This is a genomic window from Flaviflexus ciconiae (genome assembly GCF_003971195.1).
Lineage (GTDB): Bacteria > Actinomycetota > Actinomycetes > Actinomycetales > Actinomycetaceae > Flaviflexus > Flaviflexus ciconiae.
Genome location: NZ_CP034593.1, coordinates 1,783,633 through 1,810,014 on the forward strand (window position 1 = coordinate 1,783,633; position 26,382 = coordinate 1,810,014).

The window sequence follows — 26,382 nt, forward strand, 5'->3', positions numbered from 1 at the left end:
ATGAGGGAGGCCGTACGCTCACTCTCAACGCGCGGCGTCCTCAAGGTTGTGCACGGTCGCGGCACGTTCGTTAATCCGATCGACTCATGGACGGACCTGCCAACAATGATCGCGGCATTCATCCACACCGAGTCGCCCCGGCGGATCGGGCTTCAACTCATCGAGCTTCGCCGCATGATCGAGGTCGGCGCGTGTGGGCTTGCTGCCCGCAACCGTACCGCCGACGACATTACCGCTCTCCGAAAGCACCTCGAGACTTACTCCGTTGCGGAAAAGCACGGAGACATTACGGGCGTGACCCAAGCGGATCTTGCATTCCACACGACCATTCTTAAGGCAAGCAAGAACCCGTTTCTGTCTGCCATCATGATTCCGCTCCAGGACGCCCTTTCTGCTTCACGAAAGCTGACGAGCTCCGATGAGAGTATTCGCAACCGGGCAACCGAGCATCATAAGGTGATCCTCGCCGCCATCGAGGATGGCGACGAGGATCGGGCAAAGAATGCGATGAGAGCTCACATGACGCAGACGGCGGACGATATCGCCACGCACCTGTCGGATGAGCCGGTGAAGGCCTAGTCCTCCAGCAACGCCATCGCGTTGACCTGTGCGGAGTCGACTCCCTTGATGCGGAGCGGCCCCATGGTGAGGAACTTGATCTTCTTATCACCGATCGGTGCGAGGCTCATGTCCTCGATACCGGTGATGATGTGGTCGTTGTAGTTGCCGAGCAGCCAGCGGTGTGCCTCCGGGCCGTGGTCGTTGGTCGGTGCCGCAATAGACATCCAGTCCATGCCGATGCAGGCAAGCTCCGGGAACTCTTCGTTCAGCCACTTGGACAGGCCCGAGTGGATGGAGACGCCGCGGTTCTGATAGGTATCGGGATCCGACTCTCGCTTCTCTTCAAAGCCGGTGCCCAGGAGCAGGAGGCGCTTGCCCTTCAGCTCGTCCGCATAGGGCTCGAGGTCTTCCTTCGTGACGATCTCTTCGGCGCCGTTACGGTGCGGGAGGTCCACGAGAAGAATCTCATCGCCGTGGTAGGCGAAGGTCTCAATCGGTAGCTCATCGAACGGGGTACCCGACGTGTTGAAGTGACGGGGTCCATCCATGTGCGTACCGAAGTGGTTCGGCAGGGTGATGAGGTGCGAGTTAAACGGCTTTCCGGTCTCCGACAGGTGCGTGTCCTGCTCAATGCTGATGACGGGCTCTCCCGGCCATGCAACATCTTTCGGGTCCAGGACATGGGCAAGGTGTACGAACATCGTTGTTCTCCTTCGTTGTGAGTGTGGCAACAATTCACCTCAGACCTCTGAGGACTGGCAAGCGAGAATAAGGTTACCCTTACAAAGCGATGGGAACGTATTCAGAGTGGGTTGAGAAAGCTCGATGAACTTCCCGGGTGAGGATTCCCCGCGGGTTCTCAAACTACTTTCATAGGGCTTTTTTCCGTCATCGTTTCCAGCGTTCCTCGTTCAATCCCTCGGAGCAAAAGTGGATACGTGAGGATAGCGACCATCGGTACTGCTGAGATATCTGCCCGTAGAGCCCTGTGCGCCCGCCGGGTGGCGGGCGCACAGTCAGTTCGATGCGAACTCGTTGGTTGGGTTGGCGGCCGGTCTGATCATTCCTGCCGTGTCCCCGGGTATCAGCCGAAGCGGCCCGAGACGTAGTCCTCGGTGTCCTTCTTCGAGGGGTTGGAGAAGATCTTCTCCGTGGTGTCGTACTCGATGAGGTGGCCGGGCTTGCCGGTGCCCTCAATGTTGAAGAACCCGGTCATCGTCGACACGCGAGCGGCCTGCTGCATGTTGTGGGTGACGATGACGATCGTGTAGTCCTTCTCGAGCTCACGGATAAGGTCCTCGATGGCGAGGGTCGAGATCGGGTCGAGAGCCGAGCAGGGCTCGTCCATGAGGAGCACCTCGGGCTTGACCGCGATGGCGCGGGCGATGCAGAGGCGCTGCTGCTGGCCACCGGACAGGGAGGAGCCGGGACGTCCGAGGCGGTCCTTGACCTCTTCCCAGAGGTTGGCGCCGCGCAGCGAGAACTCGACGAGCTCATCGGCTTCGGACTTGCTCATTTTGCGAGAGTTGAGCTTTGCGCCAGCGAGGACGTTGTCCGCGATCGACATCGTCGGGAACGGGTTCGCACGCTGGAACACCATTCCGACGGATGCTCGGACGTCGACGGGGTCAACGCCGGGGCCGTAGATGTTCTTGCCGTCAATGACGGCGTCGCCTTCCACGTATGCGCCCGGAATGACCTCGTGCATGCGGTTGAGCGACCTGAGGAAGGTCGACTTACCGCAGCCGGAGGGGCCGATGAGGGCCGTCACCGAGCGGGGTGCAATGTGCATGGTGACATCCTCTACGGCGAGGAAGTCGCCGTAGTAGATGTTGAGGTTTGAGACGTCAATGCCTTCGTTCACAGGATTGTTCCTTCCAGGGTTTCATTACGCCGGGATACCGGCTTACTTTTCGCCCTTCGGCGCGAACGCCTTGGCAATGAATCGGGCTATGAGGTTGAGCAGGAGAACCAGGATGATGAGCGTCAGGGCGCCCGACCACGCGAGTTCGCGGGTCTGCTGGTTACTCCAAGAAGCGTAAACGTATGTCGGCAGAGTTTCCATGTATCCGGTGAACAGGTTCCAGTTGAATACGTTGGTTGTGCCGGTGGTGATAAGGAGCGGGGCGGTCTCACCGATAACGCGGGCGATAGCGATGACGACGCCGGAAACGATGCCGGGCAGTGCGGTACGGAGAACAACCTTGATGATTGTTCGGGACTTCGTGACACCCAGCGCATAGGAGGCTTCGCGCAGTTCGTTGGGGACGATGCGGAGCATCTCCTCCGTGTTCCTGACAACGATCGGTGTCATGAGAACAACGAGCGCGACCGCGCCCATGAAGCCCGTCTTCATTTGAAGTGCCTCCGACTTCCCAACGAAGTATTCCGCGATCGTTGGGATCATCGCTGCTGCGAACAGACCGGCAACAATCGACGGAATACCGGTCATGATATCGACGAGGAACGTCACCGTGCGGGAGAGCCAGCCACGGCCGTATTCGACTAGGTAAACGGCGGTCATGATGCCCAGCGGGACCGCGATAAGCGCGGTCGTGCCGGTGATGACGAGCGTACCGACGAGGGCGTGGCCCGCACCGGAAGCGTGATCCTCAAGCGTCAGGCCGTCCTTGTCGTTCGTAAGGAACTCCCAGTCCAGTGATCCAACACCGGCCTCCACGACCATCCACAGAAGGGAGATGAGAGGGGCAACGGCCACGAGGAACGCGGTCGTAATGAGGCCGGAAATCAGGCGGTCGGTTGCGTAGCGACGGCCTTCTACAAGGAAGGAGATTGCCGTTGCGACCACCAGGTAGAAGATGATCGTGAGGACGACCGAGGCGATCGGGGTGATGCCCTCGTAGCCCCACGTGTTCAGGCTGAACAGTGACAGCGCGGCCGAGACGACGATGATGGCGGGGGTGAACCAGCGGGGAAGGCGATTACCGTGGGTAGACGACTTCTTGGTCCCCATGATTTCGTTTTCAGTCAAGGTGGTCATGCGTTAGCCCCCGAGAATTCCTTACGACGGTTCACAATGCCGCGCGCGATGAAGTTGACAATGAATGTCAGGACGAAGAGGAGCAAGCCGAGCGCAATGAGGAACGGCTGCTCGAGCGACGGATTCTCAGCGGTTCCCGCACTGGCCTCGGGCCAGCGCAGAGCGATCTGCGAAGCGATTGTCGAGTGCTGTCCGACCGAGAAAACGTTGAAGTTGATTTGCAGGCCGGCCGACAGAACCATAAGGAGCGCCATCGTTTCACCAAGCGCACGGCCCAGGCCAAGCATTGCGGCGGACACCATGCCGGAGCGTCCCATGGGGAGCACCGTCATCTTGATCATTTCCCAGCGGGTGGCACCCAGTGCCATTGCTGCCTCTTCCTGGAGGCGCGGGGTCTGAATGAAGACTTCGCGGCATAGGGAGGTGATGATCGGAAGGATCATGATCGCGAGGATGACAGCAGCCATGGCGATGTTACGGGCGGGTCCGGCGGAGACGGTGAGGACGTCGGGCTGGATCGGCCACCATTCCCAGTTCTCGGCGGGGTAGGCCAGGAACGGCAGTCCACCGCTCCACACCTCTTCGCCGTCTACCATCTCGGAATCGCCGGTGAAGAACACAATGATGGGACGGAGGTAGTCCTCCATCCAGGTAAAGATGGGCTTCATCAGAGGCTCAAGCGTCCACATACCCCACATACCGAAGATGATGGAGGGGATGGCTGCGAGCAGGTCAATGATATATCCGAGAAGCTGAGCGAGACGCCTCGGAGCAAAGTGGGAGATAAAGAGGGCAATGCCAATGGCAAGAGGAACTGCAATGGCAAGAGCCATCAGTGCAGAGAGGACCGTGCCGAACAGTGCCCTGGCTGCGTATCCCCAGAAGGACAGCGGCTCAGAACCAACTTGAGCGAATCCGACATCCTCCTGGATCTCTTCCATGGAGGCCGTATAGACCTGGTACGACTGGAGGAGAAGGAAGAACGCAACGGCGCCCAGAAGCACGAGAATCGCGATTCCAGCTCCGTACGCAAAACCGCGGAACGTCTTATCGCCGGTTGAACCGACAGAGCGCTTCCGAGTCTTCTTCGCCTCGTCTCTCGTTGTCACTGTAGACACGCGAAACTCCTTAATTGAGCACTGAATGGCGGGCTGGCCATAGGCCAGCCCGCCATTAGGCTACTTTATTAACTGCTCGAGCAATTACTCGGTGACGATGGCGTCAATCGCGGGCATAACGCGCGACTGGAGATCGTCGGAGATGGGGGCGTTACCGCCGCCGGCTGCGGTCGCGGCCTGCTGACCCTCGTCCGATGCCATGTAGGAGAGGTAGCCCTTGACGTTAGCGGCTTCCTGAGCGTCGTCGTACTCGGTGCAAGCAATGATGTAGGAGATCATGACAACCGGGTAGGCGTCAGCGATCGAACCATCGCGCACGAGGTCAACCGTGAGGATGTACTCGTTTGCATCTTCGGTCGGCTCGGAGCCGTCGACGATCGCGGCAGCAGCCTCGGGCGAGTACTCGAGGAACTCGCCGTTGACCTCGACGTTGGCGGCACCGAGGTCGCCAATCTGCGAAGCGTCAGCGTAGGTGATTGCACCCTCGGTCTGAGCGGTGAGGTCGACAACACCGTTGGTCTTCTCCGCGGACTGCGTGCCCGAGATCGGCCAAACATCGCCGGTCTCGTAGGGCCATGCCTCTTCGCCAGCAGCCTCAACAATGTACTGCGTGAAGTTCTCGGTGGTACCCGAGTCGTCTGCACGGTTGATCGGAACGATCTCAAGGTCGGGGAGGTCAACATCCGGGTTGTCGGCGACAATTGCGTCGTCGTTCCAGTTGGTGATCTCACCGCTGAAGATTGCGGCGATGTTAGCTGCCGAGAGGTTGAGCGAGTCAACACCCGGGAGGTTGTAAGCAACAGCAATCGGCGAGATGTAGAGCGGAAGCTCAAGAAGCTCCGAGCCACAACGCTCCGCAGCAGCTGCAACCTCTTCCTCGTCGAGGATCGAGTCGGTACCGGCGAAGGAAACCTCGCCACCGATGAACTGCTCGCGACCCGTGCCCGAACCGGTCGGGTTGTAGTTAACGGTCACGCCGTGGTCGGCGGAGAAGTTATCGCGCCAAGCCTGCTGGGCGTTCTGCTGCGAGGAAGCACCAGAGCCATTCAGCGTGCCAGAGACGCCAAGGTCAGCGATCGGGGTGGGGACGTCAACCGAACCAGCGGTGTCGTCGCCCTCGTCCTCGGTCGGCTCCTCGGAATCTTCCTCGGTGGTCTCCTCGGCGTCGGTGGTATCCTCCGCAGCCGTGGTCTCCTCCACTCCAGTCGTCTCCTCGGTATCCGAGTCGTCGGAGCAGGCGGTCAGGGTGATAGCAAGGGCGCCAGCGAGTGCGAGCGATGCTGCCTTGCGGGAACGGGTGATGTTCACGGTCGTTTCCATCCTTCAATAGTTCTGGGAGAGCGCGAAGCTCCGGACCGGGATCTACGCTAAGCGGGCTTGGTGACCACAAAACCGGTTTAGGGTAAACAGTTGGTTAACACTGCTATGAATCAGATCACGGCTTGGCCCCTTAGCGTGTCAAATCCGCTCGAAATGACCATTTCGTCCTACTAAGACGGAAAATTCTTGAGCTCAAGAATCAAGTAACAACATCATCACGATTCAGGTGATTCCCCGCGCACAGGGTTGCGGCCGGGCACAATACACCACGCTGGCGGGGTGTCGCGCCCCACCACTCTCTCCCACATCTGCCCCACGGCAGATCGTTCAGCGGGGAATGTGCGGGGGCGAAGCAAGGCTTGGCGATTCGATCTAACCACCGGCGAGTCCACAGCTCAGCTACCAGCGGGCCCTGAGCTGGCTCACAGACCTATCGGGCGTAGCGGTTATCAGACTCTGGGGCGGAGCTTTTCGAGGGCGACAATGGTTGCCTTGCGGTCTCGGCGTTGCGACACGTGGGCCACGAGGGCTTCGCCGGTCTGGAGCCACGGGTCGGTCCGCGGTACCTGCTTGATGATGGAATGCGGGGCCCTGTCGCGAAATGCTTCCACGATGGTGGGGAGCGTTGGGCGGTGAGCGCAGAGTGCCACAGGCGCCTCGTTAACACGTAAGAGCTTGTCGATAAGCCGGTAGACGGGCCTAGGTTTCTTCTCGTGCGCCGATTCCGTGAGCTCGTCGAAGGTTTCCATGTTGATTTTCATGGCGTTGGCATAGGGCCTCATCGTCGCCACGCATCGCTCCCACGGGGAAGTAACAATCCTGGTGATGCCGTAAGACGACAGAAGCGGGATCATTTCCTTCGCCATTTTCCCACCGACGGGAGTGAGCGGGCGCGTCTCCTCCGAACCCTTGCCGCCCTTCCAGGCGGACCTCTTCACGGCTCGGCTGTGCCGGACAACCATGAGAGTCCATGTGTCGAGTTTGTCGTCGTTGTGTTGGTCAACAAGTTTACCGAGGAGTTCCTTGTCGGAGTCCTGGGTGAGGATGTTGAAGGCCTTCTTGGCAGTCACCCACCGGACCTTGTCAACTTCCGAGCTTTTCGCGGGTGACACGTGGGGGCGAACCTTGAACACTTTCGTGCTGGTCGACAGCGGCCTGGCAGCCCAGTAGTAGGTGGTCTTCTTCCTGCCGTCGCCTAAGCGATAGTTGACCTTGCCAAGGGGCTGGCCAAGGTAGATCGGCACACCGGTCTCTTCCTCGACCTCGCGAATCGCCGCAACCGGGATGTCTTCACCATTGTTGAGTTTCCCCTTGGGGATGGACCAGTCGTCGTAGGAGGGCCGGTGCACGAGGAGTACCTCGAGCTTGCGCCCGGTTACCCGCCATACGAGTGCACCGGCCGCTACGACATCGGGCCTAGAACTCAACTCTTCACCCGGGAGCGTGCGTTCCTCATGAAGAGCTCCTGGATATCGGTGAGCGGTTCACCATCCTCGTCGTACTTTACTCTCCGCCATCCGTCGCCCTCGAGGTGCCAGGAGGACGTGGAGTCAGATGTAGCGATCTCAAGCATTTCGACGAGGCGTGCGATTTGACCGGGGTCGATGATCTTGATCAGCGCCTCAACCCTGCGATCAAGGTTCCGGTGCATGAGATCGGCGGAACCGATAAACACGTCGTTGTCCCCGTCATTGCAGAAAGCGAAGACGCGGGAGTGCTCAAGGAAGCGGCCGAGGATCGAACGCACTCGGATGTTTTCAGAAAGGCCCGGGATGTTTGCTCGCAAGGAGCAAATTCCGCGCACCTGAATATCAACGCGGACACCGGCCCGGGAGGCCCGGTAGAGGGCGTCAATGATTTTCTCATCGACGAGCGAATTCACCTTGATCTTGATCCAAGCATCCTTGCCGGCCTGCTTGTGTTCGATCTCCCGTTCAATTCGCTCAATGAGGCCCGGCCTGATTGACCTGGGAGCAACGAGGAGGCGGTGGAACTTCGTACGGGGTGCATAACCAGACAGCTGGTTGAACAGCCTCGTGAGGTCCTGACCAACATCCCTATTCGAGGTAAGCAGGCCAAGGTCCTCGTAGCCGCGCGCTGTCTTCGGATGGTAGTTACCGGTACCCACATGACAGTAGCGGCGCAAACCGTCTTCTTCCTGGCGGACAACGAGGCAGAGTTTGCAGTGCGTCTTCAGGCCAACGATGCCGTAGACGACGTGCACGCCAGCTCGCTCCAGCTTCCTCGCCCACTCAATATTGGCGGCCTCATCGAAGCGCGCCTTAATCTCCACAATTGCTAGGACCTGCTTGCCTGCGCGAGCAGCCTGGATAAGAGAGTCGATGATCGGGGAATCGCCCGACGTGCGGTACAGGGTTTGCTTGACCGCCAGCACCTTGGGGTCGGCCGCGGCCTGGGCAATGAACTGCTGGACGGACGTCGAGAAGGAATCGTAGGGGTGCTGGAGCAGAATGTCCTGCTCCCTGATGACGTCGAAGAAGTTCGTCGGAGTGGATGACTCAACATCCGCAAGGCCACGCGCGGTCACCGGCACGAACTTCTTGTACTTCAGTTCCGGACGATCGAGATCGTGGATAACGTCAAGGCCGGTCAGGTCAAGGGGCGCCGGGAGCCGGTACACATCCGATTCCCGAACATCCAGTTCCTTCATGAGCAGGTTAAGAACGTGGTCGGAGATTCCCTCGGCGACCTCGAGGCGGACGGCGGGGCCGAAGCGGCGCCTCATGAGCTCCTTCTCAAGAGCGGTCAGGAGGTTCTCCGCGTCATCTTCCTCCACCTCAACATCCTCGTTGCGTGTCACGCGGAAGGTATCGAATTCGACGACCTCCATGCCCGGGAAGAGCGTATCCAGGTGGGCACCGATGATCTCTTCGAGGGGAACGAAGACCGTCCCCTCTCCGATGAGCGAAGCATCCTCGGGACGATACGTGCGCCCCGCATTATCGATCGCGATAAAACGGGGAAGGAGCGGCGGGACCTTCACTCGAGCAAAGTGCTCCTTGCCGGTATTCGGATTGCGCACAACCACGGCAAGGTTGAGCGAGAGACCGGAAATGTAGGGGAAGGGGTGAGCCGGGTCAACGGCCAGCGGCGTCAGGACCGGGAAAATATCCGAGCGGAACATCTTTCGCAGGCCCTCGCGCTGAAGATCTTCCAACTGATCCCAGTGGTTGATGTCAATCCCCACCTCGGCAAGCTTCGGCTGGACGTCCTCAGAGAAGACAGCCGCGTGACGGGCCATGAGCTCGTGGGCGCCCTCGGTGATTCCCTCGAGAACCTGGCGGGGCGACAGCCCCGCTGCCGACGGAACTGCTAGACCGGTTGCGATACGACGTTTCAGTCCGGCAACGCGAACCATGAAGAATTCGTCGAGGTTCGATGAGAAGATCGAGAGGAACCAGGCGCGCTCCAGGAGCGGCAGGGTCTGGTCCTCGGCCTGCTCGAGAACACGGGCGTTGAACGCCAGCCAGCTCAGCTCGCGTTCCGCGAACCTGCCCTCCGGCAGGTCCGAGTCCCCATCGTCCGGTTCGGCCTCTACCTGGGCGGCAAGGGATTCCATTGGAACCGGCGAACCCACGCGGGTTGCGGCCCGGATCCGGGCGCGACGGGCCAGCTCATCGTCGCTGTCGATCCCCTCTGGCAACAGATCTTCGTCATCGACCTCATTTTCGAAGTCGACGAATTCACCCTGCTCATCGGTAGCGTCACTACCGAACTTCGATTCGAGCTCACTATCCATGCGCACATCCTCCCAAGACAAAGTTAACGGAAAACTAACCTCAGCGGATCAGGCAAGTTCATATTGGACATCACTGCGAGACAGGGTGAACCCGGCCCGCTCGTATGTCACCAGCGCGGGAGTGTTATCGCCCTCTACGTAGAGCATGACCGAGTCGGCTCCGCCTTCGCGCAGATCAGCCAGGCAGTGCGCGGTCAGCCAACCGCCCAATCCCTTGCCCTGCCAGTCAGGATCAATACCAAGCACGTACAGCTCAGCAGGATCCCGCTGAATCCACACGTAGCCAACGATCTCGCCTTCGGCCTCGGCAACGGAGATCTCCCCTCCGGACGCGGGAATGTCCTCCGCCGTCATCGCACCCTGCTCCGGGTGCGAAGCAAAGGCCCGAGCGTTAACGCGTACAAGAGCATCAGCATCAGCGTCGGTGTATGGCCGCAGGACAACATCATCGCGGCCGATTGGGCGCTGAGCATCGCCAATATCCATGGAAAGCTGACGGAGTTCGCGGACAACGGCGAGGCGCAGACTAGCCGCGAGCGCAGCCGCCGCAGGCAGGTTCCCGTGGGACCAGAGCCGCATGGGCTTCACGGTCTGGGAGACATGCTCAACTAGCTGGCGTCCGGCTCCCTGGCGCCGATAATCGGGGTGCACGGCGAGCTCGCTACCCTCCTTGCCCATGACGGCAAGGGCAACGATCACATCGTCCTCGTAGAGCCCCAGGTAGCGGGCTGGGCGGTCCTCGGTGACATCGCGATGCGATGCTTCTCCGAAAGCCTCAACACCATCGTGCTGCTCGACGAGAGCGGCGAAATCTTTGAATGCTTGCTGATCGGGCCGTGCGGTCGATACTCGCATCAGTCGAGCCGCCCCTCTCCGAAGGCGACAGATCCCACCGACATTTCCTTCGCGGTCTCGTGCAGAGCGTTATTGCGGCGGGTCACCTCCGTGGCGAGTTCGTGATTGTCGGAGGCGATCCAGACGGGATCAAGATCGCCGAGGAACTGAGCGAAGTACGCGGAGTCACGGAGAAGCTCCTGGAATCCTTCGGATCCCTTGCCCTCAAACACGACATCCCAGCGATTCTTAATCTCGTCGGGGGTCCAGGGCGGGGCGCCCTTCCCTGCCTCGGCGAGCATGGCGGAGCCGGCGGCGAAGCGCTGTTCCACATCGCTGGGCTCTCTGCGGATCCATTCCTTCAGCAGGTAGCCGCGCCACAGCACACCGCCAAGAGTGTCCGAGGGGCTACGCACCCACGATTCCGCAATGAGGTCGATCCCTTCCTCGTGAATGAGTTCAAGGATGCGTGCGCGAACATCGTCGTCAATGCTCTGTCGGGAGTCCGTTGGGATCAGTGCCTGCGCCGAAGCGTGCGCGATCTCCGAGCTGTGTGCAGGATCCGGTTCACCCGTGAGGTATTCAACCTGCTCGGGATCAATCTGCGCCGGTCGGCGTGGACGCTTATTCATGGTGTCCTCCCTCATGACTTTTTTGAGTTTCTCTATTGTCTCTCATCACAGCAGGCGGATGTAGGACCTTGACGAGGCAATTGAGGTGCTACCATTATTTCTCGGTTCCGTACGGAGCCGTGGGCCTCTAGCTCAATGGTAGAGCTCCGGACTTTTAATCCGTAGGTTGTGGGTTCGAATCCCACGGGGCCTACCCCGGCTTTCCCCCGGTATTGCAACGATATGCGATCCGGGGGAATAGCATTTATGGGGCACGACGAACGCACGGCGAACAGTGGGAAGACTTCTCCTGGTAATCCTCGAGCTGTCAGGCCGCCCACAACCACGATGACAACCGCGAGCGCTGCAGAGACGTTCACCCAACCTCGACGCAAGTTCTAGACCCTGGGCCATGCCTCCCTCCCCCGCTTAACGTCTGTACCGCGGGAATAGCACCTCCCGTTCTACGTACGCGGAAAGGTTCCAGTTTTCCAGCCAGCACTAGGCAGAGGACAGTCTTTCCCTGTCATGGCAACGATTTAAGGCCCTGGAGAGGTTCGTGAGCGTAACACTGATTCCAGCCAATACAGGCAGCCCTCCCCGGCAGTAAAGTTAGGGTTGTAGAGGGTTGCCGTGTCCCGGGCCTACGCGGCAGCTCTCTCCCCGCATACCTGCACCTCTGTATGACACTCCTCCCGTGAGTGTGGGTCTAAAGGTCCTGTATCGCTAGCTGGGCCATGAGAGGATTGAGTATGGGTTTAAGACGAGTAACGGCTCTAGTAGTCGCTGGATTGTTAATGGTCGCCTGCAGTGATGGAGAGGCCGAGACCAATAGCAAGGAGCCTACGGACACTCCAACAGCGGAGGCTACAACGGAAGCTCCAGAACCCACGCCCACCCCGGACTATCCATATGACATGACAGACGGGGTTCCCCGGGAATTAGCTGAATATATGTATGACGCGTGCGCGGCAGAATATGCTGCGGATCTTGCAGACCAAGGGGTTATCTCCGACCCCTCCAAACGCGTGGACAACGACGGGAAATACTCAGAGTATGGCGAGGTTGTCCGCTTCGACGGTTCCTTTAGAGCTGACCGTACGGATCATGAGTGGCATTGCCGCATATTGTATGACGATGAAACCGGGGAGACCATAGACCTAGTTGTTGAGGAGCTCAATAAAGAAATACGGGAAAGACCAAGTGAGAGCGTCTTAGAAACCTGTCACACGGGGGTAGCAGATAAGCTTGTTTCCCCGGCCTCCGCAGAGTTTAGTAGCCCGGTCTACAACGAAAATGATGACGGTACCTGGACCATCAGTGGCTACGTTGACTCGATGAACAGATTAGGAGTGCCCCTCCGGTCTCAATGGCAGTGCAGAGTAGAGTTCAGCGGCTTTTTACAGGACTGGTATTCCACGGGGGTAACCGTAACGGAGCGCTAGCCCTGAATGTCATACCGGTCTGACATGCCCGTGAGTGAAAATTGACCTATGCCGCGGGAGTGCCCAGGGAAGGGTAGGAGGGGACCTCCCCCTCCCCTCAGATCAGGACCCCATTTCTGTCTCCACCGGCTGAAAGACTGGGAGCTGGGAGACGTAAAGGAAACCTATAAGGGCAGGAAACATTGTCTCAGATGCAGCAGAAACTCACCCTCGCGGAGAAGCGGAGGGACGCTCTCCAACTCAGGCTTAAAGGAGTCCCGTACGAAGAGATCGCCCTGGAGCTGGGATACGCGAACAGGTCAGGGCCCTACAAGGCTGTCCAGGCCGCTCTGACAGACGTTTACCGGGAGGACGCGGAAACCTATCGGGCTCTGCAGATGGAGCGTCTAGACGCCGTGACACGGGCCCTATTCGAGCGTCTGGAAGATGGAGAGGTCTCAGCAGCGACTCCACTCCTCAAGGCCCTAGAAGCGATGGACCGCTATGCGGGGTTCAACAAGGACACGGCTGGGCATGAAAGGGCGGCGACTCTCCTAGACGCCCTTATCGTTAATTCCCGTGCGGGACTGCTGAACAGGTAGGTGACAACTGACTGGATCGATTCGCGCAATAATCGCTTGCTCCAAAGTAGCCTTGTAAGGGTCAGGTCAAATAAATAGATACAAGTAGGCCTTACTGTGCAACTCTCGAACGAGAATGGCTTCCAGTACGATATCAACTCCAAACCCAATACAGTTCAAACGCTAGAAAGTAGATCACCGTGTCACTCAAAAAGACTCTCCTCCTTGGAGGAGTAGCTGCCCTTATTCTCATGGCATGTTCAAACGAACCAGATTTTTCGGACTTTGAGAATGCAGTGCGAGATGGAGGCACTTGCCAGGAACTCTTCGATATTAGAAATTCCTGGGATCCTAAGAGCCCAGATAAGCCCCGCGCTAATGCAATTTTGCGTTCAATTGGTTGCCTATCATCTAGTTTTGACAGGACAGACCAATAGAACCAAGTAGGTTGACAAGTCACCCGCATCGTTTTGTCTAACCGATACTGTAGATCGCGGGCGAGGCTTCTAACCTATTCGCCAGGTGGGATCTAGGAATGCAATCCAGTCCATTCGCGTGACTTGTCTCGAGATTGCTGAAAGTTTTATGTGACATCTAATCAGGCTTTCCAGAGTTCTGGTCCGGAGAAATGACAGGGGACTGCCGCTCTGGAGCTTCCTCAACAGCCGTAGCCCTGGCCCCGGGAGACCCCCTTGCTTGTCTCTGGGACCGCTCCGCGTTTAGGCCCTCACAGGCTGTACGGGTTTCCAGGTTTCCCGTAGGGCTCTCGTTGCCGACTATGGGCACGGGGAGGCCCCTGGGCTGTTGAGCGTGGGACCGCTGGCAAGCCGGTTTATGAGTGTTGAGGGTTCAAACATTCGCGAGGACGTGACACATTGCAGGTCGTCAGCCTTGCCGTAATGGCGTGTTCGTTAAGGTCACCCAAGGTATCAACGGCGCAGGTTCTCGCCGCATGTGAGAGTCCAGACTTGCGCAGTATCTTCCCCACATTGCTTACCCGGTGAGCTGTGGCACCCAGGGGACTACCCGAAGGCAATCTGCGGCAAATGTAAGTCGGTCCTCTCCGCTTCCTAAGAATCGGTGCTCAGCTAAGCGTATAGATTTCTTTAACTGAAGCTTCGATAATATCTTGTGCTCTTTTCGCTGGGCCTCGCATGGCTTCATACTCGCGTTGAGCATTCTTGAATAGCTCACTGATTTCTTTGATCGTCACCACTGAGTGCCCCTTCAACCTCTCTCTGACTACCTCGAAGCTCAGTGCCAGAATTTCCCTATTCATCTCTCGTGAGGGCTCGAGGCTATATGACTCGACCAGGAAATCTCTCATTTCCTTATTGAGCCGAACCTGCTTAGGCAGAATAGTTGAAAGTTGCTGAGCTTTCTTGGCAATAGTCACCATTGTGGGATTTTCCGAGTCAAATGGTACATATGGGAGTGCACCGATCTTACCGCGTGTATAGCTCATGTACCCCCCGGATAACCCGCTGCTCGAGTGAAGGAGCTTAAACAGTTCGGACATAGCCTCACTGTTGAGCACCCCCGAGAGATAGTGCAGTTCATCTTCACTCGCCGCAGTCACTACTACAGAGGGGATGCTTGGCAAGAATTCAATATTTTGGTCCACAACAGCCTCAATACGGACACCCAAGCCAGCAATGACAATTTTGGGGAGTTCAGACCAAATCTTCTTCTTGATGACATCCTTTCGAACCACCGGATAGTCATACTTCGATTTAAGATAGGTAGTTTTCACTTCTCCCCACTGTTGGAAGTATGGCTCGATTGCTCCACTAGTTAACAGTTTCAGCTCCGATTCAAGGGGCTTGGAGTTTTCGTATACATGTTCCCGGAGCTTATAAGCCTCATCTACTGCCGCAGAGGTATACACTTGTGCGTAGTCAGATATAGTCCCGAATGCTCCTGCCGCTGTCAGCATCTGATTTTCTGTTGATAGCAGCGGTGTCCAGTTCTTCCAGTTCACAGTAGAGTATGAAGCTTCAGTGGTTTGCAGCGGATCCAAGCGACGTGCGACGACGACTCTATCGGTCGCAGCCAAAGCACTGACCAGCAGAATCACAGGATAGACTGCGACTTTCTCGAATACGTTGTCTTGTGATACATCTACAATGCCCTCAAGGGAAAAATCATTCTCGATGAATTTTCGAAGCTCCCGGGCGTAGTCCTGACCAAGTACCTTATTTGGGATAATGAATCCGAATCTACCGCCTTCTCTTAGGATGCTTAGGCCCTTTTCGATGAAGGGTACATAGAGATCCCAATTGCCCTTAGCGGTCTTGTACTCCTGCGATATGTGTACCCGTTCAGCAGGTGCAGAAGTGACCATAATGTGGGATTGCACGTAGGGAGGGTTGCCTACAACAACATCAAACCCGCCGTTTTCGAATATCTCTGGAAACGAGTCTTCCCAGCTGAACGCCTTTTCGCCTGCGACTTCAGGACTAGCTATCAAGCTGTTGCCGCAAAGTATGTTCTCATTGAGAGTTGTCAGCTTCTCATTTTTTGACGCGGATTTTAGCCATAGACTTAGTTTGGTAATTTCTACCGATTCATCATTTACGTCTACTCCGAATATGTTCTCGCGTAGAACTTTCCGGACATATTCAGTGGTACTGAAGAGGTCTCCAGTGATTTTCTCAATGCGTGCATACTCTGCCATAAGAAAGTCGAAGACATGGACTAGAAACGCTCCAGAGCCGCACGCAGGGTCTACAATGCGTAGCGCCCCTAGACGCACCTGATAGTTCAAATATGCTACACGTTCACGTTTCGCATAGTTCTCAGCATTTAACCTGTCATGCAAGTTCGCCTCTTGGCGGCATTCAGATTCCATCCCCCGAACATACTCACCTAGGGTCTGATCTATGATGAAGCGCACGATGTAATCAGGTGTGTAAAAAATCCCATCGCGTTTACGCCTGGAAAGGGTTTCTAGCGTTGAGTCAGTAGCGGCGACATCTCTGATCTCTTCCAGATCAGTGATTGATTGCTCGAAAAGATGCCCGAGGATGGTGACGCCAAGGTCTTCCTGAAAGTCATACTGATCAAAATCCAAGATCGTTAGAAGCGCTTCGTCGCCGATCTCAAGGTCATCTAATACAGGGTCCTCGCGAAAGAGCCCGCCGTTATACCCGACGGGGATGTTCAATTTCTCACTACCCTGGTCCACGGCCTTGAAGAAACCCTTCAGGGCATCCCATACGGGTATAAGCCCCATTTCACTTGGGGCCTTAACTCGTTCCCGCAACGTATTCTCGGGTAACAGTCCACCGTCTTCTGCGAAACAGCAGAAGACAACACGATCCATTATTTTTTGCGCTTTACTGATACCCAAATCGATATCGTGAGCGACTATTTCGTTACGCTCACGCATGTCTCTCAAAAGAGCAAGTCGAGCAGCACGGTAACGCTCGTAGAATTCCGTGCCTATTTTCTCTTGATCAATACGTACTGTTTTAAGCAGCTCTTCTGTATTCGATTTCTCTTTAACCGAGGTCATGTTCGACGCACAAAGAAGGGTGTACCAGAGCCGGAAATTCTCGTAATTGTTGGCTGGGTTAACCAGGTCAGTTAAAGTCCATGACTCATAATCGAGTTGATTATCGTTATAGAGACGGAACTCAAACAAGTTGGAAACAATGACAAAAGGGCAACGGTCAAACTGAGGTTTGTACTTAAACGCCTGCTGCACCGGGCTGAGTTGCCCTTTGTAGCCTCGTTGAGGTTTATCGAGGTCCGCAGAACTGCCCTTCAGCTCGATCACGGCAAATGTGTTGTTAATGCCCTCAGATGGGTCCGTATAACAGAGCACACCATCTGGAGTTTCACCTCCGGGAGTGACAGTCTTGGGCTTGGCTTCAAAGGTGTAGACTGGCGCAGGTTTTTCGGCATAGCCCAGGATGTGGCCAAAGATCTGAGAGTTGAAAGCTTGTTCTCGGTTCTCTTCCTTATCAGCACGCAATGTTCCGCTGAAGTAATCATGACGCCAGGCTTCCAGGATTTCTACATGTTCAGCTAAATTACTGAAGTCCAACCTTTCAGCTTCTTCAAGGACTCGCTGCTTACTGAACAGGTGCGCCATCTTATAGATCCTCTACTAATTCACGCTGGGTGTTAGGTGTCGGGAGAAGGGGTTCTACCCTCTATTTGTACCATCTGGCATCGTAAAGAGGAGTCTTCCATCCAGGAAGAGGGTAACCCCACACCCTTATGCTGAGTTGGGCTGGTTTTTAAATTTCTTGTTCAGGTAGGTTAATGACACTTGTTTTTGGTTGGTATTCATAAAGTGGTCGTACATTGGCCTAATTTCTTCGTCCAAGAACGGGCGATTAAAATTACAGCGTGGGCACATAGGCCACCCGGCAATGTAACCATCTTTGTAGGGCGATAAAAGACCAATGAACGGAATTGGGGGATCGAAAACGCGTACGTAGCCAAGGTAGATCGTAGCTATTTCGCTCCGGTTAGGTCGTCGCTTGCCATCGGTTCCGATGTACATGCACTTAGAGCTACCGCACCACACCTTGATCCGTCGCTCAACATGGTCGTTTTCGCTTGGTGGATCGCGCAAAACGTCTACGTCGCTCATCGTTCTGACTCTCGCTCTAACTCTCGGATCACTTGCCAAGCCTTCCAGCCGCGAGCGTGCGCCCACTGTCGTAACTGTCCCATCGTCATACGCCTAAGCGTGGCATGTTCATCGAAAGTCAGATACACATCCCCGCCGGTTTGTTCCTGTTGACCCATCATGTGTTTCCTTTCCTGTTATTGGGTGCTTGCCCGGCGCGCGTCCAAAGACGCCACCGTGCCAGGCTGGTTGACCGCGGTTAGTTGGCTTGCCACACCTTCTGCCACCTTTGTTTGCTGTTCCTCATCCGACTTCATGTAGCGCAACGCCATAGACGGCGTGGTGTGCCCAAGCGCAGCCTGTACGTCACGTACAGACACGCCCGGCGCTCGCCCGGCCAGCGTGGCGAACGTATTGCGTAGGTCATGGGGTGAGAAATGTTGTACGCCTGCTTTCTCGCACGCGCGCTTAATGTTTCGCCGGATCGTGTTTTCCCTGAAATGCTTACGCGGATCGGCCGGGGACGGGAACACTAGCCCGTTAACCCCTGTCATGGGCGCGGTTTGAACGTGTGCCCGCAAATCGTCTAGTAGCCCATTTCTAATGTAAACAGTCCGAACACCTGCCGGGGTCTTAGGTTCAGACTCTTTTGAAAGCGTCCCACCATCACCTGTTACCCCGCGACGAATACGGATCAAACCCAAGTCAAGATCAATGTCAGACCAGCGTAACTCTCTAAGCTCACCGACACGAATACCCGTATGGGCAAGCACTCGAACAATGAGCCGGGTAGACGGGGCAATAACCTCCAAAACTGCTGTGAGTTCGTCCGATGTGACACGGCGCGGGGCATGACGTCGTGACACGCGTACCGTGTTCACCGTCTTAGCGTGAGCGCGAATACACGGGTTACGGCCAATGAGTTCATTGTCAACCGCGTGCGAGAGAATCGCCCGGAACAGCTGAAACGTTTTCTTGCGGGCACCTTCATGGTCAGGGGAAAGTTCATCGGCTAACCACATAGTCACGTCCTGCGTGGTGATCTGTTTCAACGGGACCTTGCCCCATCGGGGTAGCAAATGATTATCGAGATAAGAGCGCATGGATCGCAGTGTGGAGGCCCGATAGTTCCCGTTATCGACGTAGACCTTCGCGTGCTCAGCGAACGTGTACGAGTCCCGTTTGGCCTGTAGTTCAGCGGCGTGGCGCTCGCGGGTTACGAGGAGATAGCCCTGGAGCTGGGATACGCAAACAGGTCAGGGCCCCACAAGGCCGTACAGGCCGCTCTGACAGACGTATACCGGGAGGACGCGGAAACCTATCGGGAGTTGCAGATGGAGCGCCTAAACACCGTTACAGGGGCCCTGTTCAACCGTCTGGAAGATGGAGAGGTATCGGCAGCAACTCCACTCCTCAAGGCCCTGGAGGCAATGGACCGCTATACCGGGTTCAACAAGGACACGGCTGGGCATGACCGGGCAGCGACTCTCCTAGACGCCCTTATCGTTAATTCCCGTGCCGCTCTGGAGCTTCCTCAACAGCCGTAGCCCTGGCCCCGGGAGACCCCCTTGCTTGTCTCTGGGACCGCTCCGCGTTTAGGCCCTCACAGGCTGTACGGGTTTCCAGGTTTCCCGTAGGGCTCTCGTTGCCGACTATGGGCACGGGGAGGCCCCTGGGCTGTTGAGCGTGGGACCGTCGGCAAGGGGACGGACCACTAGGACGGGTCCAAACATTTCAGCCGGTCCACTATCTCCCGCAGACACTCAGCGACTACAGGCATGTCCGGGGACTGATCGAGGTGGTTCTCAACCCAGTCCAGTTCTCGCTGTGCAGATGCTAGGTCATGGCCATATAGGGCATTGAGGGCGTTGCGTAGCCCGTCCCATTGATGTTGTTCCATAACAGCTCATGATCCCATCAACGCGGCTCTCTAACCACGGGTTATAACCGGTCTCGCACGCGACCCCCGTCGCAATTTCGCCCAAAGGGGAGGGAGGACCCTACCGCCGCCCACCGACCGGCAAGCATGAACATGCGACTTACGAACGCCCTCCCCAAGGATCTCCACGCTGAGGGTAGCTGGGGAGAATACTCTCACCGATTCGCCTCAGTCAGAGCACTCTCCCCGCTCGCGTTGGAATCAACGCAAATCCATTGATTAGTAATTATGTATTAGAGAGCTAGTAGTACTACTGGTAACGGCTATGGCAGTCATATTGCAACTGGTATAGCTGTCGTAGTGCGACTGGTATAGCAGTCGCATCACTCTATGGGCCTTTTTCGTCGGCGCTTCGGACGTGTCGCCATGAACATCGCGAGCGCGTCCCGCCCCGGGTATTTGTAGACGGTAGCCTTGCCGCGCTTGCCCTCACGCAGACGTAACCGCAGACCGGATTTCTCAATCTCCGACACTTTGTCACTGAGGGCCGTCGGCCCCAATCCGACGTGCGCCCCGAACTGCACCCGCGTGATGTACACCTCCCCCGGCCATAGTGTCTCCTGGTTAGATACCCGGGGCCTCCCCCCGGCATGATGTGGGGAATCGGACTCATGGGATCTAAGGGCAATCTCTTTGATGATGGCCACCTCCGCAACACCCATCACGTCAGGGTATTCCTCGAGCAGGTCGTCAACCTCTTTCAGGTATTTCAGACCCATTGCCGCGAACCTTTGCGGCTATAACCGGCCCGGGCACTTCGAATAGTTGAATCGACCTCCCGCTCTGGCAGACCGGCCCTAACAGCTGCGCTCGCGAGAGCATGGAACGCTTCATCTGGTTGATGTTCGTTCGCGAATCGCCATGCTGCACGACTAAGCAGGACATTGCGGTTACCCTCTTGCGCCATGCGCTCGTATGAAGTCACCAAACCGCCCCAGGATCGCGCAGTAGCGCCTAACAGCGCCCCGGGCACCTCGGGTACACCCCGGGGCCTCTCGAGAGCTTGTAGGGCTGCCTGTGCCAGTGTGGCGAGCTCTCCTGTGTGGACCCACCTGTAGGAGTTCCCGCTCGCGTGAGAGCTAGGAGGACACACAACGTAGGCACCGTGGCCGAGTACGTCGATGCCCTGCCCTGCCAGAGCGGGATCTCTGTCGAATGTCTCCATACCCTCGGGCAACGCGAACCAGAGATGCACGCCCCCGCCCCCGCTCGCGGCTGTCACCGTAGCGGGGAGGGTTCCGCATCGGTCTGCAAGGTCTTTGAGCATCTCTGCAGCCGTCCGGCCCGCGTTCCGTGGGTCGAGGTCAACGACAATGACACCGGGAGGGATCGCCACTCCGATATTGACCCCGGCCCGATTGCCGAACCAGTCCCGAACCTTATGCACGTCGGTCGTAGCCACGGTTAGGCCCTTGCCCTCAGTGAGGTCGAATAGGGGACGCTTGTCAGGGCCTAGGGGTAGGACCGGCCAATTTCCGCACGCGAGAGCGAGTGCATGTAATTGCACGGTGAGAGCACGGTCCAGGTACTTTGTGTCTTTCAGTGATGGTACTTTGATTGTGAGGGCACCCATTCGTGGGTGTCCCGCCCTTTTCTGTGTCATTACCGCTGCACCCCGCCCGCGAGCGCTTCGACGGTGAGCGCGGTGAGGGGTATGCGGATAGCTTTACGAATCCGCACATGTGGCAGTTCTCCTGCGTAGATCATGTGCCGAATTGTGTCGGGGTGGCAGTCGAGCAGAGTTGCCGCGCCCTTAACGGACGTGTACGCGGGACTCTTCGGTTCAATAACGGATTGCGCCGACATGGATCACACCTATTCTCCCGATAAATTCGGGGTAGCGAAACTAGCGCTACACGTGTAGGTGTGCGCTATTCGCTACGTCCCGCACCTGAGGACGGGAGGTGCCCCATGATCTTAGGGCTGTGGCTTTAATAGCCGATAGGCCATCTAACAGAACCTATCACTCACGATCATACCACTTCGCCCTTGCACACCACTTGTCTCTCTAGGACTGATACCGGAATTTGCCCAACATTGTGGTCTCTCAATGTATTCAAAACTGCATATGTTGCAGTTGACTCGAGTGGCCGTATTCGCCGACCACACTTACACCGGAACAGATATTCAAGAAGTACCTTGTCAAGAAACTCCGGAACATCGGGATCCTCATCCGAGTCAACCAAGTTTAAATAACCTGACCAATCAGCAGTAGCCCATTTATGTTCACTCCCCGCTATTTCTACAGTGGGGGATGAGCGCCAAGCCCGGGCAACAAAACTGTCCGTAGCGTTGTAGATGCTGAAATAGTCATGGTTGCCAACCACAGCGAAGGTCACAGTCCCAGCAGGCACCAATTTACTAACGTTCGGATGCAACGATTCAAGTTGCTCAACAGTGAGCTTGAATCGCGCCCTAAACATCGTCGTCGCATCTTCACTACGCAACGTCCTGCCGCCACGAACTAACACCTCGCTAGCGGTTTGCGCAGCAGTCTTTCGAGAGATATAAGGTCGCGGCACCCATTCGAGCGTATTATCGTCCCCCTGGAACGATCTACCAGACAGTAGGTAAATACACCCAGGACCGTTTCACCGTATCGCTCATGCCATCCGCGCCCGTCCCGGTCGCACACTACTACTACCTCATGCACCGGATTATCCCGATCAGCACGCCAGACATGCGTCAAAGGCACTTCCGGGCTCACGCGCCCCGCCTCTCATCGAGGGAGGACACACTAGCCTCCCGGTTGTGATTCTTGTACGCCTCATTCATGACCAGCATCGCCTTATCGCGACGCTCCTGGGAGGACCGAGCATAACGCATCGTCATTGAGGCCGTCGCATGTCCCACCGTGGCTTGAATGTCAGGCAATGGCACCCTGGCATCGATAGCGTTCGTCACCATCGTTCGACGTAGATCATGAGGCGACACCGGCCCTATCCCGAGCCGTTCCCCAGCTCGAACCATATTCAGCCGATAGGTTGTCTCGGGAATGTGCTCAGCAGGATTCGTGACCGACCGGAACAATAGGCCCTCATCGCCCGCCCGCTCTTTCAGCTCGAGAAGATCATTAGAGATCTGGTCCGGGACAGCCACTACCCGTATAGATTCTTCGGTCTTCGGCACTCCCACAACCTTAGCTTTGCCCTGTCCCGACACTGCACGGACGATTGAGACGTACACGGTGCCCGACACGTCGGCAGTCTGCACGTCCTTACCTCGCAGCTCTCGAGCCTCCCCCGAACGCAGCCCACATAGTCCAGAGAGCAGAACTAGGGTCCGCAGATAGTCGGGAACTTCGTGGGCAAGCGCATGTAACTGGGCCAAACTTAGGGCCCTTGTCTGTCGTTTCACCACTTGCCGCGTCGGTGTCGGGCTTGCCACCGTGCCGAGCATATTTCGCCGGTACGGATTGACCGGGATCAACTCATCATCGACAGCAGTATTCATGATCGTCCGGAACAGCTCAGCTGATTTCTTGCGAGCTCCCGGCGCATTAGGTGCAAGCTCCGCAAGCCACGTCCGGATCTCAGGCGTTGTAATCGCCTTGAGCGCAACATCGGCCCACCGGGGAAGCAGGTGTGTCCGTAGATTACTTTCGTACGCGAACCTGGTCGCGGGTGTCAGCTTCCGAGCTATCAACCACTCTTCGGCATATTGACCAAACGACAATGAATCCCGTTTAGATCGCGCTTCGGCCTCGAGGCGCTCGCGGACTAGTTGCTCTGGGGACTTCCACACCCCGCGTTGAATGTCGGTCCGCTGCGCATCCAGCCAGAGCTGGGCCTCCGTCTTCCGTTCGAACGTGTACGGTGCTGGCACCCAATTCCGGGCACCGTTGTCTCTGTAGGGCTTGTCCGGGTGAGCGAATCGGGCAACATACTGCCCGCTGGCAGTGCGGTAGATATTTCCGAACCCACGACGCTTTACCATTGCTGATACCTCATCCCGACGAACATCCGGCGAACAAGCGGCGAACAACTACGCCCGTTCCTGTCATATTCCATCATACACGGGCCTAGGGACAGACAGCGAGTAAACATTGATATAACGCCAATTACGCCGATTTTTCCGCACCAGCACAACACTCTACGAATCGCGGATACCGTGCATTCGAATCCCACGGGGCCTACCCCCGCTTTCCCCGGTATTGCAACGATATGCGAGCCGGGGGAAAGACTTCTTGGGGAGTGCGCAACCCATGTGCCACTCCCCTCCCCACACCGGGCACTCGCTCGACGCATCCAGATAACGGCCCAGAAGTACTTCGCAAACTGGTCTTGGCCCGCACTCGCGGGTGAAGACTCAGAAAGTGTGGGTGGAGTGTCAGAAAGTGTGTCGTTATTTTCTGCAGCCCTTTGTCCTGCAGGGGAATATCCTGGTCGGCATGCTTTGAGAGCTTAGGACACGACCCGTTGGCGAACATATGGGAAGCGGGCCGGTTTCCCGACCCGCTTCCCACAGTTTTGCGAGGTTATCCTCGCGCTACTTAGTTCGCGCTGACGCGCTTTTCGCCGTTACCTGCGTGCACCCCTGTTGGTGATGCCCAGGTAGGCGGAAATGAGAAGGATTGCGATGACGATTGAGACGATCCACTTGAGGATGGTCGAATCAGAGCCCATGGGGCCTTCGACGAGCCACCAGCCAAGTGCGGCACCGCCAGCACCGAGGATTACGGTCCAGATGACACCAAGGTTCTGATCGCCCTTCATGAGGATGCGAGCAAGGACGCCGATGATGGCGCCAACAACAATTGTTCCGATGATACCCATGTGTATGTACCTCCTGAATTTGGGAAGCTGCGATTTACAGTTCCACCGGAGAACACACTAGAGGCTTACTTCACGAATTTCCGCATTCACCTGCACAAATATCCAAAATTATCCAAAAATTAGCCAATTTGCAGGGTTAGTTTTTACCGTTCTACAAGCTTTGGGGGCTTTGGTCGATATGTCGCAATGAGGACCGCAATCGATACGCAGACCAGTCCGGCAACCTCACCCCAGGTCGGTACCTGCTGCAGCATGACGAGACCCACCACCATGCTCATGGCGGGAAGAATCGAGTTCAGAATGGCAAAAATCGTTGCAGGTACGTCCCGCAGAACAAGCTGGTCAATAACGTAGGGAACGACGGAGGAGAGCACGGCAACCCCGGCGAGTGTCAGCCAGAATGCCACATCGGGCTTGACCTCGATGAACTCCCCGAGCGCCAAAGGACTGTAGACAAGAGCCGCCCCTGCCATGCCGATAGCCAGTCCGTCAACGTTGTTGGGTTTCCCCGCCATCCGGCTTCCCAGAGTCATGTAGAGCGCCCACGCGACACCTGCGGCAAGAGCAAAGCCAATACCGAGGGCCACGCCAGGCTCATTGGGGTCAAGGCCGATCCAGGAGATCAGGAAAACGCCGAGAAACGCGAAGAGAATCGCAACGGTCGTTCGCTTCGTCCGTGCCGTCGCGGCGAGGACAACGGGGCCAAGGAACTCGAGAGCAACGGCGGTGCCAAGAGGAATACGGGCAATTGACAGGTAGAACAGCAGGTTCATGCCCCCGAGCGCCAAGCCGAAAAGCACGGCTTTGCCCTTGTCCGGGTAGGACCAGGGGCGTCGCCACAGTAGCAGGAGAATGGCGGCGAAAGCGATCCTCCCCCACCCGACGGAGAGGCCGGAAACGATCGTGAAGAGGCCGACGGCAATCGAGGCGCCCACGTACTGGGATAGGCCCGACAGCAACATGGCAGAAACATTCTTCACCCCGCCAGTATGGACCCAACGGAGATGGCTTTGCCAGAGACGTTCACGTGACAGGAGAAAAGCATCGCGAAAGGGGAGATTTTGGAGACATCCAGAAGCTTCGCATTGTACATGGGGACATTTTGGGGACAGCGAAACAAAGTTTCACCCCAGGGCGGCGGATCAAGCGCGCCTTGCCCAGTGATTTGGGAACTTACCTGAGCGATACTTCTGCGAGAACGCCCCGGTGGTCAGAAAAGGAGAACTTGTGGATTGAGGTGTTTGTGGCGATGAGGTCGGAGACGATGTAGTCCATCTGGAACGTGGGCTCGTGGGCTGGATAGGTTGGGCCGTCCACCAGGCTGGGCCAGATTGAGGCGTTTTTCCTCATGTTGAAGTCACCACCGAGCACCCACGGCCCCGGGAGGTTCTGCAGGAAGGTTTCGGCTTGTCGGAGCTGGTCGACACCAACGCCGAACTGCCAGGACAGGTGCGTGGTTGCCACCGTGAGGGTTTTCTCATCGCAATCCAGAACCCCGGCAAGGACCTGGCGGGGCTGGTCCATGTCCACCGTCATTCCCCTCATGCGGTGAAGCGGCCTGTTTGTGTTGAGTGGGTGAGCATGCCACGTGGCCGGAAAGCGGGAAGCTATACCGATTCCGGTTCCCCGCTCCCCGATCTTCCTACCCTGTGGGCTGACGAGCGGCAGGACTGTTGCCCACGTGCTCCTCCCGGGGAGAAACGCGTGATGACCAAGGCCGCAGGCGGCCGCCACCAGGCCGGTGTGGTCCACCCTGCCGGAGAATAGGGAGCCCTTGTCGGCCTCTTGGACGAGGACAACATCGGGTTCGAGCTCCCCGAGTTCGCGAAGCCCTTCCACGAAGTTCTCTCGGGGTTTTCCCTGTTGGAGGTTG

General features: G+C 57.1%; 22 protein-coding genes, 1 tRNA gene and 1 pseudogene. 5 read left to right on the plus strand and 19 right to left on the minus strand.

The window, feature by feature from the left end:
• A complete protein-coding gene (locus EJ997_RS07830) occupies positions 1 to 579 on the plus strand; it encodes a FadR/GntR family transcriptional regulator (protein WP_228201428.1) in 579 nt (192 codons plus the stop codon).
• Here the strand turns inward: EJ997_RS07830 and EJ997_RS07835 are convergent.
• The 9 genes from EJ997_RS07835 to EJ997_RS07875 form a co-directional block, all read right to left on the minus strand.
• Positions 576 to 1,262: a cyclase family protein gene (locus tag EJ997_RS07835; RefSeq protein WP_126704060.1), complete on the minus strand. Its 687-nt coding sequence runs from the start codon at positions 1,260 to 1,262 to the stop codon at positions 576 to 578. The genes EJ997_RS07830 and EJ997_RS07835 overlap by 4 nt on opposite strands.
• Positions 1,263 to 1,645: 383 nt before the next feature.
• A complete protein-coding gene (pstB, locus tag EJ997_RS07840; RefSeq protein WP_126704061.1) occupies positions 1,646 to 2,425 on the minus strand; it encodes a phosphate ABC transporter ATP-binding protein PstB in 780 nt (259 codons plus the stop codon).
• Between the two features lie 42 nt (positions 2,426 to 2,467).
• Complete coding sequence (pstA, locus tag EJ997_RS07845; RefSeq protein WP_228201429.1) at positions 2,468 to 3,562, minus strand: phosphate ABC transporter permease PstA; 1,095 nt, start codon at positions 3,560 to 3,562, stop codon at positions 2,468 to 2,470.
• Positions 3,559 to 4,680, minus strand: coding sequence for a PstC family ABC transporter permease (locus tag EJ997_RS07850; protein WP_407644330.1), 1,122 nt, complete (start codon positions 4,678 to 4,680; stop codon positions 3,559 to 3,561). Before EJ997_RS07850 ends, pstA begins: the two co-directional genes overlap by 4 nt.
• Positions 4,681 to 4,764: 84 nt before the next feature.
• On the minus strand, positions 4,765 to 5,988 hold the full coding sequence (gene pstS, locus EJ997_RS07855) for a phosphate ABC transporter substrate-binding protein PstS (protein WP_228201430.1): 1,224 nt from the start codon (positions 5,986 to 5,988) through the stop codon (positions 4,765 to 4,767).
• A 461-nt stretch (positions 5,989 to 6,449) separates the two neighbouring features.
• On the minus strand, positions 6,450 to 7,427 hold the full coding sequence (locus tag EJ997_RS07860) for an NUDIX hydrolase (RefSeq protein ID WP_126704063.1): 978 nt from the start codon (positions 7,425 to 7,427) through the stop codon (positions 6,450 to 6,452).
• The gene (locus tag EJ997_RS07865) at positions 7,424 to 9,760 is read right to left on the minus strand and encodes an RNA degradosome polyphosphate kinase (protein ID WP_126704064.1); all 2,337 of its coding nucleotides are present in this window, start codon (positions 9,758 to 9,760) and stop codon (positions 7,424 to 7,426) included. The genes EJ997_RS07860 and EJ997_RS07865 overlap by 4 nt, the downstream gene beginning before the upstream one ends.
• Positions 9,761 to 9,808: 48 nt before the next feature.
• Positions 9,809 to 10,615: a mycothiol synthase gene (gene mshD / locus EJ997_RS07870; RefSeq protein WP_126704065.1), complete on the minus strand. Its 807-nt coding sequence runs from the start codon at positions 10,613 to 10,615 to the stop codon at positions 9,809 to 9,811.
• Entirely contained in the window at positions 10,615 to 11,226 is a 612-nt protein-coding gene (locus tag EJ997_RS07875; protein WP_126704066.1) for a hypothetical protein, read from the minus strand. The genes mshD and EJ997_RS07875 overlap by 1 nt, the downstream gene beginning before the upstream one ends.
• A 121-nt stretch (positions 11,227 to 11,347) precedes the next feature.
• On the opposite strand from EJ997_RS07875, the gene EJ997_RS07880 reads away from it, so the two are divergent.
• From EJ997_RS07880 to EJ997_RS07890, 3 genes are all read left to right on the plus strand, one after another.
• Positions 11,348 to 11,419, plus strand: a tRNA-Lys gene (locus tag EJ997_RS07880).
• Between the two features lie 538 nt (positions 11,420 to 11,957).
• Positions 11,958 to 12,650 carry a hypothetical protein gene (locus EJ997_RS07885; protein WP_126704067.1) on the plus strand — a complete coding sequence of 231 codons (693 nt, stop codon included), beginning with the start codon at positions 11,958 to 11,960 and terminating at the stop codon, positions 12,648 to 12,650.
• A 191-nt stretch (positions 12,651 to 12,841) separates the two neighbouring features.
• On the plus strand, positions 12,842 to 13,231 hold the full coding sequence (locus EJ997_RS07890; RefSeq protein ID WP_164719886.1) for a hypothetical protein: 390 nt from the start codon (positions 12,842 to 12,844) through the stop codon (positions 13,229 to 13,231).
• Positions 13,232 to 14,294: 1,063 nt separating this feature from the next.
• Here the strand turns inward: EJ997_RS07890 and EJ997_RS07895 are convergent.
• The 3 genes and pseudogenes from EJ997_RS07895 to EJ997_RS14085 form a co-directional block, all read right to left on the minus strand.
• Positions 14,295 to 17,309 (minus strand): Eco57I restriction-modification methylase domain-containing protein, encoded by a 3,015-nt coding sequence (locus tag EJ997_RS07895; RefSeq protein WP_126704069.1) that lies wholly within the window; start codon positions 17,307 to 17,309, stop codon positions 14,295 to 14,297.
• Positions 17,310 to 17,992: 683 nt separating this feature from the next.
• Positions 17,993 to 18,676, minus strand: coding sequence for a tyrosine-type recombinase/integrase (locus EJ997_RS07900; RefSeq protein ID WP_407644347.1), 684 nt, complete (start codon positions 18,674 to 18,676; stop codon positions 17,993 to 17,995).
• A gap of 27 nt (positions 18,677 to 18,703) precedes the next feature.
• A pseudogene (locus EJ997_RS14085) lies at positions 18,704 to 18,952 on the minus strand (tyrosine-type recombinase/integrase); the annotation flags it as partial.
• A 45-nt stretch (positions 18,953 to 18,997) separates the two neighbouring features.
• Here EJ997_RS14085 and EJ997_RS07905 point away from each other — a divergent pair.
• A complete protein-coding gene (locus tag EJ997_RS07905; protein ID WP_126704071.1) occupies positions 18,998 to 19,342 on the plus strand; it encodes a hypothetical protein in 345 nt (114 codons plus the stop codon).
• A 715-nt stretch (positions 19,343 to 20,057) separates the two neighbouring features.
• Here the strand turns inward: EJ997_RS07905 and EJ997_RS07910 are convergent.
• The 7 genes from EJ997_RS07910 to EJ997_RS07940 form a co-directional block, all read right to left on the minus strand.
• The gene (locus EJ997_RS07910) at positions 20,058 to 20,453 is read right to left on the minus strand and encodes a hypothetical protein (protein ID WP_126704072.1); all 396 of its coding nucleotides are present in this window, start codon (positions 20,451 to 20,453) and stop codon (positions 20,058 to 20,060) included.
• The gene (locus EJ997_RS14090) at positions 20,444 to 21,337 is read right to left on the minus strand and encodes a bifunctional DNA primase/polymerase (RefSeq protein ID WP_126704073.1); all 894 of its coding nucleotides are present in this window, start codon (positions 21,335 to 21,337) and stop codon (positions 20,444 to 20,446) included. Before EJ997_RS14090 ends, EJ997_RS07910 begins: the two co-directional genes overlap by 10 nt.
• Entirely contained in the window at positions 21,337 to 21,540 is a 204-nt protein-coding gene (locus EJ997_RS07920; RefSeq protein WP_126704074.1) for a helix-turn-helix domain-containing protein, read from the minus strand. Before EJ997_RS07920 ends, EJ997_RS14090 begins: the two co-directional genes overlap by 1 nt.
• Before the next feature lie 897 nt (positions 21,541 to 22,437).
• Entirely contained in the window at positions 22,438 to 23,670 is a 1,233-nt protein-coding gene (locus EJ997_RS07925; protein ID WP_126704075.1) for a tyrosine-type recombinase/integrase, read from the minus strand.
• 584 nt (positions 23,671 to 24,254) lie between these two features.
• On the minus strand, positions 24,255 to 24,509 hold the full coding sequence (locus EJ997_RS07930; RefSeq protein WP_126704076.1) for a GlsB/YeaQ/YmgE family stress response membrane protein: 255 nt from the start codon (positions 24,507 to 24,509) through the stop codon (positions 24,255 to 24,257).
• A gap of 143 nt (positions 24,510 to 24,652) precedes the next feature.
• Positions 24,653 to 25,489 (minus strand): EamA family transporter, encoded by an 837-nt coding sequence (locus EJ997_RS07935; protein WP_206501608.1) that lies wholly within the window; start codon positions 25,487 to 25,489, stop codon positions 24,653 to 24,655.
• A gap of 193 nt (positions 25,490 to 25,682) precedes the next feature.
• On the minus strand, positions 25,683 to 26,348 hold the full coding sequence (locus EJ997_RS07940; protein WP_164719889.1) for an endonuclease/exonuclease/phosphatase family protein: 666 nt from the start codon (positions 26,346 to 26,348) through the stop codon (positions 25,683 to 25,685).
• Positions 26,349 to 26,382: the final 34 nt, after the last annotated feature.

What these genes read in the sequence shown, in the direction of transcription:
- mshD (WP_126704065.1), bottom strand. Translation starts at nt 10,615, where the DNA reads ATGCGAGTATCGACCGCACGGCCCGATCAGCAAGCATTCAAAGATTTC.
- pstA (WP_228201429.1), bottom strand. Translation starts at nt 3,562, where the DNA reads ATGACCACCTTGACTGAAAACGAAATCATGGGGACCAAGAAGTCGTCT.
- EJ997_RS07920 (WP_126704074.1), bottom strand. Translation starts at nt 21,540, where the DNA reads ATGTCGGCGCAATCCGTTATTGAACCGAAGAGTCCCGCGTACACGTCC.
- EJ997_RS07930 (WP_126704076.1), bottom strand. Translation starts at nt 24,509, where the DNA reads ATGGGTATCATCGGAACAATTGTTGTTGGCGCCATCATCGGCGTCCTT.
- EJ997_RS07895 (WP_126704069.1), bottom strand. Translation starts at nt 17,309, where the DNA reads ATGGCGCACCTGTTCAGTAAGCAGCGAGTCCTTGAAGAAGCTGAAAGG.
- EJ997_RS07830 (WP_228201428.1), top strand. Translation starts at nt 1, where the DNA reads ATGAGGGAGGCCGTACGCTCACTCTCAACGCGCGGCGTCCTCAAGGTT.
- EJ997_RS07865 (WP_126704064.1), bottom strand. Translation starts at nt 9,760, where the DNA reads ATGGATAGTGAGCTCGAATCGAAGTTCGGTAGTGACGCTACCGATGAG.
- EJ997_RS14090 (WP_126704073.1), bottom strand. Translation starts at nt 21,337, where the DNA reads ATGACACAGAAAAGGGCGGGACACCCACGAATGGGTGCCCTCACAATC.
- EJ997_RS07925 (WP_126704075.1), bottom strand. Translation starts at nt 23,670, where the DNA reads ATGGTAAAGCGTCGTGGGTTCGGAAATATCTACCGCACTGCCAGCGGG.
- EJ997_RS07835 (WP_126704060.1), bottom strand. Translation starts at nt 1,262, where the DNA reads ATGTTCGTACACCTTGCCCATGTCCTGGACCCGAAAGATGTTGCATGG.
- EJ997_RS07885 (WP_126704067.1), top strand. Translation starts at nt 11,958, where the DNA reads ATGGGTTTAAGACGAGTAACGGCTCTAGTAGTCGCTGGATTGTTAATG.
- EJ997_RS07910 (WP_126704072.1), bottom strand. Translation starts at nt 20,453, where the DNA reads ATGGGTCTGAAATACCTGAAAGAGGTTGACGACCTGCTCGAGGAATAC.
- EJ997_RS07875 (WP_126704066.1), bottom strand. Translation starts at nt 11,226, where the DNA reads ATGAATAAGCGTCCACGCCGACCGGCGCAGATTGATCCCGAGCAGGTT.
- EJ997_RS07890 (WP_164719886.1), top strand. Translation starts at nt 12,842, where the DNA reads ATGCAGCAGAAACTCACCCTCGCGGAGAAGCGGAGGGACGCTCTCCAA.